The organism is Ruegeria sp. SCP10 (assembly GCF_040329495.1).
Lineage (GTDB): Bacteria > Pseudomonadota > Alphaproteobacteria > Rhodobacterales > Rhodobacteraceae > Ruegeria.
The window spans coordinates 106,435-120,344 of the sequence record NZ_JBDZYF010000009.1 but is presented as its reverse complement, the minus strand read 5'-3'; the positions used below and the strand labels follow the sequence as shown (position 1 = coordinate 120,344).

Sequence of the window (13,910 nt, the reverse complement as noted above, 5' to 3'; positions counted from 1 at the left end):
CCTCCGTCCCGTTCAGTGTGACGAAGGGCTGTCAGATGCGCTTTGCGTCAGATCAACCCTTGGAAAACAGCCCCTTCAATGCCCGCTTGATCACGGCACGGGTCGATGGCTTGTGGCGATCCGAAAACGGCAAGGGCCTGCACACCTCCATCGCGGCAACACCCACTCGGGCGCTAAGCGCGCCGTTGACCAGACCCTCGCCGAACCGGCGGGACAGTTTGCTGAGGACCGAGCCACCAAGCACCGGTTCCAATAAATCGTCGCCCACCGCAACCGCGCCAGTTGCGACCAGATGCACAAACACCGCACGGGTCAGACGCCAACTGCCCAGAAATCCAGCTCGTCCCCCATATATCTCGGCAATCCGCCGGATCATCCGCAACGAGGCTGCAAGCGCCGTCGCCACATCCGCCAGGGCCAAGGGCACCAAAGCCGTCACCGTCGCTACCTGACGAGCGGCGGCCTCAACCTCGCGGCTGGCAGCAGTGTCCAGCGGGGCCAGCAACTCATCCTCGGCCAAAGCCATCAAGCCAGAGGCGTCGAATTGTTCTGACATACGTTCGGACAGCCGATCACGGCCCCACTTGGTTTCATCACGACCCTTGTAAAATGCAATCAGGCGGGTCGTGACAGCGCGCGCCTTGGTCAGATCGGCATCCGCCAAGGCCTCATCCGCTGCGCGGCGCAATCCGTCAACGCGGGACAGGCGGCCGATCGCGGCCAGTTCCCGGACGGCAATGATCAGTGCGACTAGGACCAACGCTCCGATCAAACCGGTGACAACCCATCCCAGAATGGGCGCGCGCGCAATCAATGAGATCGCGAAATCCCAAGCCGCGACCGAAATCGCAGCCCCGACCACCGCCAGCGCCAATCCCCAGAACCATCGCGCCAAGGCCGAAGGTTTGCGGGCGGCAAATCGCGCCGCGCTTTGCATGGCCTGCCCTTGCGGCGGCACCAGATCGGGCACCGGAGGGGCTTTGGCCACGTCAGCGGTGGGTTCGTCTGTTTCGAGGTCGATCAGAACAGGGCCTTTAGCCATTCTCTGCCCCTTCACTACGCCAGACATATTTGATGTCAGGCAGGTTTTCATCGTTGTCCGCCCCGTCGCTTCGGGCGACCTCGGCAAAGCCATTGCGTTCATAGAACCTGCACGCGCCGGTATTGGCTTCAAAGGCAAACAAAGTCAGGCAAGTGTGCTGCGCCTTCGCATGATCGAGCAACCGCTTGCCAATCCCCTGCCCGCGCGCCGCAGGCGTCAAATACAGTGAATGCACATCCGATCCGTTCAGGGCCAGAAATCCAACCACGGTGTCCGATACCTCGGCAACGGTAACCCAGCCCTGATCAATCATGCGACCGCAAAAGGCGATGGTTTCGGCGCAACTGTGGAGGTCGGGCATCCAGTCATTCTCGCGCGAAAATCCGTGCAGGATTTCCCCGGTCGCACCGGCATCGGTGCTGCGGGCGGGGCGGAGGGTGACAGTCACAGCCGGTCTCCGATCAGAAACTGCGCGGCCCGGTCCAACCGGATATGCGGCGGGCCGTCGCCAGGGCGCAGCGTCAACTGGGCCGGAGCGAAGGACATGAATCCATAATCTTCGCCAAGCCACGCCTCGGCCCCGTTCCGGGCCGGGCCGAGCAGATGGGATGGATCATCCGGCAGTTCTCCGGGGTAGAACGCGGCTTGTTTGCCGTTGTCCAGCAAGGTGCCACGGACGCAGGGCAATTCCGTTCCGTTGTGACTGCGCATCTCTTCAGTCGTGGCCCGCAGCGAGGCCAGCGACAGCGCCGCTGTCTCGGCCCCCGCAAAGCCCGCCCGGTCGCGCGCCTCACGCGTCAGCGCCTCCATGACCGCGGTCAGGCGAGGATGCTGCGTGTGGTGCAGGTGGTCGGCCTTGGTCGCGGCGAACAGGATACGCTCGACCCGTTTGCCCAGCAGCAACTGACTAAGCCACGCATTACGACCCGGACGGAAGGCCGACAGGATATCGCCCATAGCCCGGCGCATATCCTCGACCGCTTGTGGGCCTTTATGGATCGCCCCCAAAGCGTCGACCAGCACCACCTGCCGGTCAATTCGCGAGAAATGATCGCGGAAAAACGGCTTCACCACTTGGGACTTATAAGCCTCATAGCGCCGCTCCATCTCGCGCTGCAGGGTGCGACGGCGCGAAGGGTCGGACACCGGCAAAGGCGCAAAGGTCAGAACCGGAGAGCCTGCCAGATCGCCCGGCAACAGAAAACGACCCGGCGTGCAATCGTAGAAACCAGCGTCCCGCGCCGTGTTCAGATAGGTCGTGAACGCAGCGGCCAGAGCCTGCGCGGTAGGCTCATCATGCTCCGCTGTCAGATCGGTGCCACGGGCCTGCGCCAGAAACTCGGCCGCCGCAGGACGGTTTTCGATGCGCGACAACGTCTCCTGCGACCAGTCGGCGTAGGATTTGTCCAGCAACGCAAGGTCCAGAAGCCACTCGCCGGGATAGTCCACGATGTCCAGATGAACGGTGCGCGGTCCCTGAAGCCCTGCCAGCAATCCGGCTGGCCGGGCTTTGAAGGACAGGCGCAGCTCGGATACTGCTCGGGTACTGTCTGGCCAGTGTGGCTGGGGTCCGGTCAGGTCGGACAGGTGCGATTCATAGTCGAACCGGGGCACGGTGTCGTCCGGTTGGGGTTGCAGATAAGCAGCGTTTATCCGCCCCTCTTGCTGGGCAACAAGGCCGCTCATGCGGCCCCGGTCCAGCAGGTTTGCCACCAATGACGTGATGAAAACCGTCTTGCCGGAGCGTGCCAGACCGGCGACGCCCAGACGGATGACCGGCTCGAAAAACGTCTCGGACACGCTGTCGCCGATGGATTCGACGCCGCGCACAAGACTGTCTGCCAGGGATGAGATGACCAAATTGTCGCCCCGCAATAATCGTTTCGCCCAAGATAGGTAGCGGCTGCCGGACATGCCAGCGCTTTCGCCCCCTTGCCCGTTTGCGCGCCGCGCGCTACCAGCGGCCCATGCCCAGATATGCTTTGAAAGTCGAATACCAAGGGGAGCCGTTTGCCGGATGGCAGCGGCAGAAAGAGCTGCCATCGGTTCAGGGGGCCATCGAAAAGGCCCTATCCCGCATCCAGCCGGGTGATCACACCATTGCTGCCGCCGGGCGTACCGATGCGGGTGTGCATGCGCTGGGGCAAGTGGCGCATTGCGATCTGGTCAAGGAGTGGGACCCCTTCCGCCTATCTGAGGCGTTGAACTATCACCTCAAGCCGCAGCCGGTGGCGATTGTTCAGGCAGCGCGGGTCGACGATGACTGGCACGCGCGCTTTACGGCGGTTGAACGTCAATACCTGTTCCGCATCCTGATGCGCCGCGCGCCTGCGACCCACGACAAAGGGCAGATTTGGCAGATCAACCATCAGTTGGATGTCGAGGCCATGCAGGCGGGCGCGGATATGTTGGTCGGGCGGCATGATTTCACCACCTTCAGATCCTCGATATGTCAGGCGGCCAGTCCGGTCAAAACTCTGGATGAGTTGCGGGTGCAGCAGGTACAGGGCTTTTCCGGCCCCGAGGTGCATTTTCACGTCCGGGCGCGGTCATTCCTGCACAATCAGGTGCGCAGCTTTGTTGGCACGTTGGAACGTGTCGGTGCGGGATCATGGTCGCCCGAGGATGTGCGTGACGCTCTAGAAGCCGAAGACCGCGCCGCCTGCGGACCGGTTTGCCCGCCGCAAGGGTTGTATCTGGCACGGGTCGGCTATCCTGATCCAGTTTTCTAGATCGCGCGCAACAGCAGGCCGCTCGCGATCACGACAATTACCAGCCCAGCCACCAGTTCAATGGTCGGCGCGAGTACAGACGCAAAGCGCGTCGCCGATGCCGAAGCCAGTAACCCTCCACGCAAGCTAAAAGACGTCCAGCCTACCAAGGTGGTGACCAGTGCGGTGCCCAGTGCCATAGCAAACGCCCCGCCGATTCCGACCCAGGCGATACCCATCTGCCAAGTCAGAATCAGGACAAATAGCGCCCCGGTACAAGGTCTTGCAGCGATGCCTGCGATTAGGAACATCGCCTCGCGAACACTGCCAACTTTGGCAACCTCCTCCGCGCTGGGGCCGTGTCGATGGCCACAATCCGAGCAGACCTCACCCTTCTGGTGATGGTGGTCGTGGTGGTGGCTATGATCGTGGGCATGACCATGAGTGTGATCATGAGCCTGCGGTGGTTCGGCCGCAATACGTGATCGCCTTGCAAAACTGCGAACGCCCCTGAAAACAAGCCAAAGCCCGATTGCAGCAATTGCTGCGTAGCTGATTGGGGCCATAACCTGTTCGGTCGTGCCTACAAGCGCCTCACGTGACGTCTGAAAAACAAGGACCCCGGCGTAAACCAGAACCACCGCTGTCACCGCTTGCCCAAGGCTCGACAGCACACTGATTGCCGACAAGCGCCAGAATGCAACGCGACGGCCAAGGCCGTATCCGCCGATCAGAACCTTACCATGCCCCGGTCCAATCGCGTGAAAAAACCCATAGGCAAAGCATACTGTCAGAAGCGTTGCGACGGCCTCGGGCTCTCCGGCGCGGGTGGCGCGCAGGGCGCGGGCGATCTGGTTCTGGAATTCGCGCTGCTCTCCGGCGGCCCAGGCCGCGAGGCTGTCAAATCCACCGCTGCCCCAGAACCACAGCAACAGGCCACATGCAAGCGCAACAGGTACAATCAGGTATTTGGACATGAAATCAGGATTTCGGTTGCAAAGCTTTCCCCGACCAGCGGGATATCATTCTCTTCCAGGTCGTATTCTGCATCCAAGGTCAGCAAGAACGCCTGCATCTGCGCCAACTGCCCATCAATATCCGGGTCGATCCGCTCCATCACGCACGAAGCAGGCCCGATAACGGTCACCGGTCGGTTTACCTCGTAAGCGGTATAGTAGGTCTCATCAAACGGTTTGGCCGACAGGGCGGCCGCCGAAACAGCGCCCCCTTCGACCGCGCGCAGATGCGATGTGATAATCCGCCCGTTTTCCGCCGTGGCCTGAGGTTCCAGCGGACCGGACAAAGCAACCGGAGCACCGCCCGCGGTCACCACAAGATCTCCGTTATATCCTTCGATCCATTCCGCATCAAAACCTGTCAGGGTGGCTTCTTCGCGTTTCGTCAGAGCACCATCGCCATCCTGATCCAGCTTCATATCCTCAAGCTGCAGCAGCGAGAAAAATTCGTCATAGGCCCAAGTCACGCGGATATGAGTCAATTGGCCTGCCTCATCCACGATAAATTCCAATCCGGTGTCGATGAAGACATGCGGATGGGCCAAGGCCGGTAATGGCAGGCAACAGGTCAGGAACGGGATCAGCCAACGCATGCGCGCAAGATAGGGTGCGGACCTCATAGCGGCAACGCGTTTAATAGGCATCATGCAGAAACCAGCCGATAGGGTCAGCTTGGCGGGAATAGAATGAGGGTCTGCAGCGCCGTCCCGACAGGACCCTCAGTGTCAAAGAGGACCGATTGCGACATACCAACACCCGAAGCTTGCCAGTGTGACAGCGACTCGGACGCCAACCAATCCGACGCAGGTTCACGGTGGATGTTCACGGTCAAGTCCGTGTTCATGAAACCCATTTCAGATGTCGGTGCATTCCAAGAAATGCCATTCCCACAATCCGCCAGCGCGCAGATCGACTGGATTGGCGATTGCACTTCGCCCGCAAGCAATTGAGGCGTACGCATCCAGACGGTTTTCGGGCCGGGCCCATGCTGCGTACCCGCAGGGTATTTCACATCGCTGAAATGCGCGAAGCCGGGTTTTTCATGACGAATTTCACCAATCGGAAATGGGCCGTCAACCGCCGTGTCATAACTTGGCCCGGTGATATCGACATTGGGCACAGCCCCGAGATCACGCCGCACCAGATGCATGGTCGCGGCAGTTGCACAAAGCGTGTCATCCAAATCGTGAACCATGACCCGCGTTGTTGCCAACGTCTTGGTGTGGCGTGTCGTCTCTGCCGCCACACGCAACCCGGCCAAGGGTAATGGACGCAGCAGATCGACCGTCATCCGGGTCAACATCTTCTCGGGGCCGACCTCGGTTTCGGCGGCCCGCACGATCAGTCCCGCGACCGGCCCGGCATGGCAGTGATCGGGGACCAAGGCCCACGGGCCGGATCATTACCGACAAAGGCTCCATCTTCGACCTGACGAAAATAGGCCAAACCTTCGAAATCCAGCGCTGCGGCCATCTGGGATCAGACCTTTTCCTGCGTATGTTTTTTCAGTTCCGCACGTGCGACCTGACGACGGTGTACCGCATCCGGCCCATCAGCCAGCCGCAAAGTCCGCACATGGGTCCAGGCAATTGCCAGCGGCGTATCCTGACTGACCCCCTGACCGCCAAACATCTGTACAGCCTCATCGATTACCTTGAGTGCCACACGCGGCGCAACAACCTTGATCTGGCTAATCCAAGGGGCCGCCGCCCGCGCGTCGCCCTGATCCATGTACCACGCTGCTTTGAGACACAGCAGGCGGGCCATCTCGATCTCCATACGGCATTCAGCGATGATGTCGTAGTTGGCCCCCAACTGCGCCAGTTTCTTGCCAAATGCCTCGCGCTGCATGGAGCGTTTGCACATCTGTTCCAGCGCGCTTTCGGCCTGACCGATGGCACGCATGCAGTGATGAATACGCCCCGGCCCCAACCGGCCTTGCGCAATCTCAAATCCCCGGCCTTCGCCAAGAACAATATTCTCTGCAGGCACACGCACATTGGTGAAGCGGATATGCATGTGACCGTGCGGGGCATCATCGTGACCGTAGACCTGCATGGGCCGCAGAATTTCGATCCCTTCGGCATCTGCAGGCACCACGATCATCGATTGGCGCTTGTGCTTTGGCTGATCCTCTCCGGCCGTCTTGACCATAACGATATACACTTTGCAACGCGGATCGCCTGCGCCTGATGACCACCATTTCTCGCCATTCAGAACATAGTCATCACCGTCCCGTACGCAGGACATCGACACATTGGTCGCATCGGACGAGGCGACATCCGGTTCGGTCATCAAATAGGCCGAGCGGATCTGACCATCGAGCAGAGGCTTCAGCCATTGCGCTTTCATCTTCTCGGTCCCGTAGCGTTCGAACACCTCCATATTGCCGGTATCCGGCGCGGAACAGTTGAACACCTCGGCCCCCAGCGGCGTTTTACCCATCTCTTCTGCGAAATAGGCATATTCCACAGTCGTCAGCCCGAATCCTTTATCGCTGTCTGTCAGCCAAAAATTCCACAGCCCAGCCGCCTTGGCCTTGGACTTCAAGCCCTCAAGAATCTCAGCCTGACGTTCGGTATATTGCCAGCGGTCACCTTTGTTGATCTCGGCCTGGTATTCCTCTTCCAGCGGCATGATCTCATCGCGGACCATATCGGCAACACGTTGCAAAAGGGCGCGGTTCTCTTCGCGCAGACCAAAAGACATATTCATGAGAATCCCTCCTGCCCCGTGAAATCCGGGCTGTACCTTGTGCCCCGAGGATGGCTTAACTGTCGGGACTCTGTCCAGTTGGGTGACGGGACGTCATCCGTCATTTTCATACGAAGGAAACACCATGGCGCTGTTGATAGATACCGGGCTGACCAACTGGATCAGTGATGCCGAGATCGCCAATGAGGTTCGATCTGCGATACCCGGTGCCGATATTCGCACGCCCGACGCAATCGGCAACGCTGATGAGATCACGATGGTCGCTGTTGTTGGCCTTAACGACGATCACCTGCGCCAGCTACCGAACCTGAAACTGGTGCAAAAGCTTGGGGCCGGTGTGGAAACAATCGTTGGCAATCCAAACCTGCCCAGCCATATGCGGGTCGCACGTCTGAAACCCGATGCACCGGCACAGGGCATCGCCGAGTGGTTTCTTGCCTACATCCTGCGCGCCCAGCGCCATATGGCCTTTCACGAGGCCGCACAGGCCCGTGCCGAATGGCTGCCGAAAGAGCCGACCTTTACACCCCAAACGACTGTAGGCGTTATGGGTCTGGGCCATATCGGGGATCGTACCGCGCGGATGCTACGTGCCGTCGGGTTTCAGGTCTTGGGCTGGAGCCGCTCACCCAAACAGATCGAAGGTGTCACCTGCCTGCACGGTGACAATGCCCTGCCCCAGTTGCTGGGTCGGTGCGATTTCGTCTGCGCCATCTTACCCTCGACACCGCAAACGGTGGGTCTGATCGATGCGCAAATGCTGGCTGCGATGAAGCCTGGTAGTCAGTTGCTGAACGCAGGTCGGGGCGATCTGATCGACGAAGACGCGCTGATCATCGCACTAGATCGGGGCAATCCAGGCCATGCGGTTCTGGACGTCACCTGCCAAGAACCCCTACCTACCAGCAGCCCGTTGTGGCACCACCCACGCGTCACGATCACACCGCATGTATCGGGCTGGCACCTGGGCGATGCGCTGTCGGATGTGGCCGAGAATTTCCAAAGGCTCAGCTCCGGCGCGCCCTTGTTGAATGAGGTTGACCTAGCACGCGGCTACTAGCGTAATCAGGGTGCCATCACCCAATTGCCCTCGGCATCTTTGCACTGGCGCGTTCTGACCCCGCGCGAGGCTTCTTTTCCTTGTGGCTGAATATCGTGTTCCAAGCGAACACAATTGCCTTCGACCGCAGTGATGCGGATTGTTCCCTGTGATCCGGTTTGGCCGTTCGCCCAACCCATCTCTTTGCCTACACTGGGGGTGCCATCAGTCAGCAAGACGCGCGAGGTTTTGCTCGCTACCTCGAAATCTGACGGCGACAGCCCCATTTCGGCAATGATTCGGGACAGCGGTTTAGCCGATGCGGTCATTCCGAACCCCAACGTGCTGAGAATTGCCAAAACGAATATGATCCGGGCTTTCATGTGTGCCTCGCTGAACTGAGATAAAATACAGCACGAGGATATACCCACGCTAAATCGGGGCCAACCCCCGCCTCGCCGGACCTTCAAATTATCCCGAACAAACCTATCGTCAGCCCAGCGCTAGAGGCTGCTCCACCTTCCCCCCATAGTACCAAAAAGACAGCCCGAGGCATTCCATGACCCAACCGACCTATTTTGCGCCGACTGGCGGACATCCTGGCCAGGATCAGTTGCTGACCGACCGCGCCATGTTCACCGATGCCTATGCGGTGATCCCCAAGGGAACGATGCGCGACATCGTCACCAGCTATCTGCCGTTCTGGGAAGGTACGCGCCTGTGGGTTCTGTCGCGTCCGCTCAGCGGATTTGCCGAGACATTCTCGCAATATATCATGGAGGTTCAGCCAGGTGGCGGCAGCGACCAGCCGGAAACCGATGCTCGGGCTCAGGCGGTTCTGTTTGTCGTCGAAGGCTCCGTGCAAGTCACCCTGCATGGTCGGGAATATGATTTGGAAACTGGGGGATATGCCTATATTCCGCCGGGTGCGGATTGGAGCCTGCACAATCGATTAGATGCTGTGGCGCGGTTCCATTGGGTGCGCAAAGCCTATGAGGCCGTACCTGGATTGCCCGCGCCCGACCCATTCATCACGAATGAGCGCGACGTAGCGCCAGTTGAAATGCCCGGAACTCAGGGGCGCTGGTCCACAACCCGTTTTACGGACCCGCAAGACCTGCGTCATGACATGCATGTCAATATCGTCAATTTCGAACCCGGCGGCGTGATCCCTTTTGCCGAAACCCATGTAATGGAGCACGGGCTTTACGTTCTGGAAGGCAAAGCAGTTTATCGCCTCAATCAGGACTGGGTTGAGGTCGAGGCAGGCGACTACATGTGGCTGCGTGCCTTCTGCCCTCAGGCTTGTTACGCGGGTGGGCCGGGGCGATTCCGCTATCTGCTGTACAAAGACGTAAACCGGCATATGCCGCTCACACTGCCCCGCTAGCGCAGGTTTTGTTATATTTTAGGTTGGCAGGGGTTCACACCGGCCCCGGAATTTGCTGAAATCCCAGTATATTCCATTGTTCGAGTATTGGAGACCGGCTCATGAAACTGCGTACCCCTCTGATGGCACTGGCCGCAATCGTACTGTTGGCCGCCTCGGTTTCCACACCGGTCGCAGCAAAAGATGAAACCAAGTCGGTCTTTGTCATGAGCCGCACCTGGGCCGTGACCAAAGTATCGGATGAGCCCGTCATCTACCGTGCCACACGCGACAACAACAACCTCAACCCCTTTGGTCCGCCACCGCGCCTGCGTACCCTGCAAGCCATTGCAGCAATCCAGCAGGCAACGGGCTGCAAACCGATCGTGACCAGCATGTATCAGAACATCTCGGGGCAGTTTTTCTCGCAGGTCAGTTGCGGTTGAAATTGGTACAATACTTTCATTGAGATCGCCTGATCTGCCTGCCATAGCTTGCGCATGAAACTCGCGATCAATGGATTCGGCCGCATCGGCCGCACGATCCTGCGGCAGGTTCTGGCCCAGCCGCAAGGATCAGATATCGAACTGGTGCTGATCAACGATATCGCGCCGCTCGATACCTGCGCCTATCTGTTCAAATACGACAGCACCTTTGGCCCCTATGCCGGGGACGTCGCCGCGCACGACAATGCTCTTGTGATCGACGGACGCAAAGTGCCTATGACGCACAGCTCCGATCTGACGAATGTCGATCTGACCGGCGTTGATGTTCTGCTCGATTGCACCGGGATCGCGCGCACATCTGATGTGGCCTGCCGGGGTCTGGCTTCCGGGGCGCGCAAAGTTCTGATCTCGGGCCCCTCGCCCGCCGCTGAGTTGACGGTGGTTCTGGGCGCGAATGACGATCAACTCGGCGATGCCAGCGTCGTCTCGAACGCGTCCTGCACCACCAATGGCCTTGCGCCGTTGGTCCGGGTTTTGGACCAGATCGGCGGCATCGTGTCGGGGCACATGACCACCATCCATTGCTATACCAACAGCCAGCCGATGGTCGACGCACCCCGCGGCGACCTTGCGCGGTCGCGGGCGGGGGCACTGTCGATGGTACCGACGACCTCCAGCGCGACGCATCTGATCGATGTTGTTCTGCCGCATTTGGCCGGGCGCATTTCAGGTGCGGCGGTGCGGGTTCCGACAGCCAGCGTATCTGCCGTAGATCTTGTTGTGACGCTCGAACGCGGGATGAGCGCACAAGCTTTCGATTCAAAATTCCGCGATGCGGTAGAGGCCTCGGACGTGCTCGGCTGGACCGATCTGCCGCTGGTTTCTTCCGACCTTAGAACACGCCCGGAATCCCTGGTCATTGCAGGCCCCGAAACCCGTATGGTGGGCGAAAATCAGCTGCGCGTTTTTGGCTGGTATGACAATGAATGGGGCTTCTCGGCCCGTATGCTCGACGTCGCCCGATTGATGGCAAAGGACTGATCCAAACCACCCGCAGCGGGCGGGCCTGCCCGCGCGCTGCCCGGCCCAACGGGTCATGGTGCATCTTTGATGCGTCCTGACCGGGCGGGAGCGCGCCGAGATCAGCCTGCGACCACCTCATATGGCGTGTCGAACCAATGCTCCTCAAGATTTGCGCCCTCACCGATAAGGTCGACCACAGCAAACAAACCGGGGGCATGTAGCGGGGTCAGCACGCCGTGCCAGGTGCCCCGATGGTAGTTCACCGCCTGCCCTGGCTTTGTCAGGAAAGCCTGCGGATCACCGGGCACACCATCGTGATCGGGTGCGACGATCACCAGAAAGGGTTGATGGGTCATCGGGATGAACGCCTGGCTGCCCTCGGGATGACGCTCGACCATATCCAGCACGTAGGGCAGCGCGCGCGGATTGGCGTTGAACAAGCTGATCCCGGCGCGCCCGTCAGTGAACTCCAGCAACGCGCGGTCATGATACCGTCCGCATTGCCCTTGATTTATGATCTTGTCCGGATCGCCGGACAGCTCAATCACATCCCCAAATGACGCGAAAGCCGCGGCGGTTAGCGGCGTGGCGACGATCTGGCGGCTCATGAGGGCAATATGTCCCGCAGCCGAAACTCGGCGATACGTTCCACCTGGCGGCAGGCTTCGGCAAGCTCCGTGTCCCGGTCCTGTTCGATCCGCCGTTGAAAAGCGGCCAGGATTGAGGCCTTGTCATGATCCCGCACCGCAATGATGAAGGGAAAACCGAATTTCTCGGTATACCGCTTATTTAAATCGGTGAAGGCCGCATGTTCCTCATCCGTCAGCGCGTCCAAGCCAGCCGAGGCTTGCTCTGACGTGCTTTCAACAGTCAGCCGCTTGGCCTGCGCCAGTTTGCCCGCAAGATCGGGATGCGCGGTCAGAACTCCCAACCGTTCGGCCTCAGAGGCAGAACGAAACATACGCGCCAGCGCGTTGTGCAATCCGCCTGCAGTGTCGTGCGCGGGCCCAAGCTCCAGATCGTAGGCCCGGTCCGCGATCCAGGCCGAGTGTTCAAAAATACCCCCGTAGATTTCGACAAACGCGTCCCGATCCATGTGCGATGGCTTTGGATTGGATTGCGGCGGGTGGGTCTGCGCCCAGTGTTCAGCAATCTGCAACCGCGTGGCAAACCACACATCCGCATGACCGCGCGCATAGTCCAGGAACCGTTTCAGCGCCATGACGCGCCCCGGTCGCCCGATCAGACGGCAATGCAGGCCAATCGACAGCATCTTAGGGGCGCCGGCCTCACCTTCGGCATAGAGCGCATCGAAACTGTCCTTCAAATAGGGATAGAACTGATCGCCTGAATTGAACCCCTGCGGCGTTGCAAACCGCATGTCATTGCAATCCAGGGTGTAGGGCACGATCAGCTGATCCCGGCCGCCGATCTGCATCCAGTAGGGCAGATCATCGTCGTAGGTGTCCGCGACATAGGCGAACCCACCTTCTTCGCTGACCAGACGCACGGTGTTGTCGGAACATCGCCCGGTGTACCAACCGCGCGGGCGTTCACCGACAACCTCGGTATGCAGGCGGATTGCCTCGGCAATCTGGGCGCGTTCCTGCGCCTCAGGCATGTCCTTGTGTTCGACCCATTTCAGACCATGGCTGGCAATCTCCCAACCGGCATCCTTCATGGCCGCAACCTGGTCCGGGGACCGTGCCAAAGCGGTAGCCACGCCATACACAGTGACCGGCAGGTCCTTCATCAACCGGTGCAACCGCCAGAACCCGGCGCGCGCGCCGTATTCGTAGATCGATTCCATGTTCCAATGGCGCTGACCGGGCCATTGCGCAGCCCCGACGATCTCGGACAAAAAAGCCTCGGACGCTGCATCCCCATGCAACACGCAGTTCTCGCCACCTTCTTCGTAATTCAGGACGATCTGCACAGCCAATTTCGCCCTGCCCGGCCATTGGGCATCCGGAGGGTTGGCACCGTATCCGATCATATTCCGTGGGTAACGCGGTGGCTGCATGTGGACTTCCGAGCTTTGAACTGTTTCGACAGGCTTATCCTAGAAATTCAGCGATGATTATCAAATCAAACCGAACGCTGTTTCGGCTTCTTTCGGCATTTCCCCTGTTTCGATGTTTGCGCCACACTGTCAGAAAGCGAAGTTACGCACCTGAAGGAGGCTCACGTGGCAGGTTATCTGACTACCCATGTTCTGGACACCGCCCGGGGTTGCCCCGCCGCTGGTTTGAAAATTGCACTCTACCGAGTATCCGGCAACTCGCATCGCAAGCTGGTCGAGATGGAGACCAATGCGGATGGACGTACTGACAGCCCAATCCTACCCCCAGAACAATTCAAGACCGGCACATATGAGTTGATCTTCTTTACCGGGGATTATCTACGCGCGTCCGGCCAGGATGGGGACGATCCCTTGTTTCTGGATCAGATCCCAATCCGTTTTGGCATGTCAGATGCCGAGGCGCACTATCACGTGCCGCTACTTTTGTCGCCTTTCGGCTATTCGACCTATCGCGGCAGTTGATCTG

The 13,910-nt window shown here is 59.7% G+C and carries 17 protein-coding genes; 6 read left to right on the top strand and 11 right to left on the bottom strand.

Annotation, left to right across the window (positions count from 1 at the left end; all coding sequences use genetic code 11):
* Nucleotides 1-52: 52 nt before the first annotated feature.
* Genes ABLN87_RS17070 through ABLN87_RS17060 form a run of 3 tightly spaced genes read right to left on the bottom strand, consistent with a single transcriptional unit; the run spans nucleotide 53 to nucleotide 2,902 of the window.
* Nucleotides 53-1,042: a YcjF family protein gene (locus tag ABLN87_RS17070; RefSeq protein ID WP_353012408.1), complete on the bottom strand. Its 990-nt coding sequence runs from the start codon at nucleotides 1,040-1,042 to the stop codon at nucleotides 53-55.
* On the bottom strand, nucleotides 1,035-1,490 hold the full coding sequence (locus tag ABLN87_RS17065; protein ID WP_353012405.1) for a GNAT family N-acetyltransferase: 456 nt from the start codon (nucleotides 1,488-1,490) through the stop codon (nucleotides 1,035-1,037). Before ABLN87_RS17065 ends, ABLN87_RS17070 begins: the two co-directional genes overlap by 8 nt.
* Nucleotides 1,487-2,902 carry a YcjX family protein gene (locus ABLN87_RS17060; RefSeq protein ID WP_353012402.1) on the bottom strand — a complete coding sequence of 472 codons (1,416 nt, stop codon included), beginning with the start codon at nucleotides 2,900-2,902 and terminating at the stop codon, nucleotides 1,487-1,489. The genes ABLN87_RS17065 and ABLN87_RS17060 overlap by 4 nt, the downstream gene beginning before the upstream one ends.
* Nucleotides 2,903-3,009: 107 nt before the next feature.
* On the opposite strand from ABLN87_RS17060, the gene truA reads away from it, so the two are divergent.
* On the top strand, nucleotides 3,010-3,774 hold the full coding sequence (gene truA / locus ABLN87_RS17055) for a tRNA pseudouridine(38-40) synthase TruA (protein ID WP_353012399.1): 765 nt from the start codon (nucleotides 3,010-3,012) through the stop codon (nucleotides 3,772-3,774).
* Here the strand turns inward: truA and ABLN87_RS17050 are convergent.
* From ABLN87_RS17050 to ABLN87_RS17030, 5 genes are read right to left on the bottom strand one after another with little or no spacing between them, the layout of a single operon-like run.
* A complete protein-coding gene (locus ABLN87_RS17050; protein ID WP_353012398.1) occupies nucleotides 3,771-4,730 on the bottom strand; it encodes a nickel/cobalt transporter in 960 nt (319 codons plus the stop codon). The genes truA and ABLN87_RS17050 overlap by 4 nt on opposite strands.
* Nucleotides 4,715-5,389, bottom strand: a complete 675-nt coding sequence (locus ABLN87_RS17045; protein ID WP_353012396.1) for a DUF1007 family protein — start codon at nucleotides 5,387-5,389, stop codon at nucleotides 4,715-4,717. Before ABLN87_RS17045 ends, ABLN87_RS17050 begins: the two co-directional genes overlap by 16 nt.
* 47 nt (nucleotides 5,390-5,436) lie before the next feature.
* On the bottom strand, nucleotides 5,437-6,108 hold the full coding sequence (locus ABLN87_RS17040) for a thioesterase family protein (protein WP_353012394.1): 672 nt from the start codon (nucleotides 6,106-6,108) through the stop codon (nucleotides 5,437-5,439).
* Between the two features lie 2 nt (nucleotides 6,109-6,110).
* Entirely contained in the window at nucleotides 6,111-6,242 is a 132-nt protein-coding gene (locus ABLN87_RS17035) for a hypothetical protein (RefSeq protein WP_353012392.1), read from the bottom strand.
* 6 nt (nucleotides 6,243-6,248) lie between these two features.
* Nucleotides 6,249-7,484, bottom strand: a complete 1,236-nt coding sequence (locus ABLN87_RS17030) for an acyl-CoA dehydrogenase family protein (protein ID WP_353012389.1) — start codon at nucleotides 7,482-7,484, stop codon at nucleotides 6,249-6,251.
* Between the two features lie 124 nt (nucleotides 7,485-7,608).
* On the opposite strand from ABLN87_RS17030, the gene ABLN87_RS17025 reads away from it, so the two are divergent.
* Nucleotides 7,609-8,544, top strand: coding sequence for a 2-hydroxyacid dehydrogenase (locus ABLN87_RS17025; RefSeq protein ID WP_353012387.1), 936 nt, complete (start codon nucleotides 7,609-7,611; stop codon nucleotides 8,542-8,544).
* Between the two features lie 5 nt (nucleotides 8,545-8,549).
* On the opposite strand, the gene ABLN87_RS17020 is transcribed toward ABLN87_RS17025, so the two are convergent.
* Entirely contained in the window at nucleotides 8,550-8,906 is a 357-nt protein-coding gene (locus ABLN87_RS17020) for a hypothetical protein (protein ID WP_353012385.1), read from the bottom strand.
* Nucleotides 8,907-9,082: 176 nt separating this feature from the next.
* Between ABLN87_RS17020 and ABLN87_RS17015 the strand changes: the two genes are divergently transcribed.
* The 3 genes from ABLN87_RS17015 to ABLN87_RS17005 all read left to right on the top strand — a co-directional run bounded on the left by ABLN87_RS17015 (nucleotide 9,083) and on the right by ABLN87_RS17005 (nucleotide 11,379).
* Nucleotides 9,083-9,913 carry a bifunctional allantoicase/(S)-ureidoglycine aminohydrolase gene (locus ABLN87_RS17015; protein ID WP_353012382.1) on the top strand — a complete coding sequence of 277 codons (831 nt, stop codon included), beginning with the start codon at nucleotides 9,083-9,085 and terminating at the stop codon, nucleotides 9,911-9,913.
* Between the two features lie 101 nt (nucleotides 9,914-10,014).
* The gene (locus ABLN87_RS17010) at nucleotides 10,015-10,338 is read left to right on the top strand and encodes a hypothetical protein (protein ID WP_353012379.1); all 324 of its coding nucleotides are present in this window, start codon (nucleotides 10,015-10,017) and stop codon (nucleotides 10,336-10,338) included.
* Between the two features lie 54 nt (nucleotides 10,339-10,392).
* The gene (locus tag ABLN87_RS17005) at nucleotides 10,393-11,379 is read left to right on the top strand and encodes a type I glyceraldehyde-3-phosphate dehydrogenase (RefSeq protein ID WP_353012376.1); all 987 of its coding nucleotides are present in this window, start codon (nucleotides 10,393-10,395) and stop codon (nucleotides 11,377-11,379) included.
* 101 nt (nucleotides 11,380-11,480) lie between these two features.
* On the opposite strand, the gene ABLN87_RS17000 is transcribed toward ABLN87_RS17005, so the two are convergent.
* Both ABLN87_RS17000 and puuE read right to left on the bottom strand, forming a co-directional pair.
* Nucleotides 11,481-11,969: an ureidoglycolate lyase gene (locus ABLN87_RS17000; protein ID WP_353012373.1), complete on the bottom strand. Its 489-nt coding sequence runs from the start codon at nucleotides 11,967-11,969 to the stop codon at nucleotides 11,481-11,483.
* Nucleotides 11,966-13,384: an allantoinase PuuE gene (puuE, locus tag ABLN87_RS16995; RefSeq protein WP_353012370.1), complete on the bottom strand. Its 1,419-nt coding sequence runs from the start codon at nucleotides 13,382-13,384 to the stop codon at nucleotides 11,966-11,968. The genes ABLN87_RS17000 and puuE overlap by 4 nt, the downstream gene beginning before the upstream one ends.
* A 165-nt stretch (nucleotides 13,385-13,549) precedes the next feature.
* Here puuE and uraH point away from each other — a divergent pair, with 165 nt between their 5' ends.
* Nucleotides 13,550-13,906 carry a hydroxyisourate hydrolase gene (uraH, locus tag ABLN87_RS16990; protein WP_353012367.1) on the top strand — a complete coding sequence of 119 codons (357 nt, stop codon included), beginning with the start codon at nucleotides 13,550-13,552 and terminating at the stop codon, nucleotides 13,904-13,906.
* Nucleotides 13,907-13,910 lie beyond the last annotated feature (4 nt).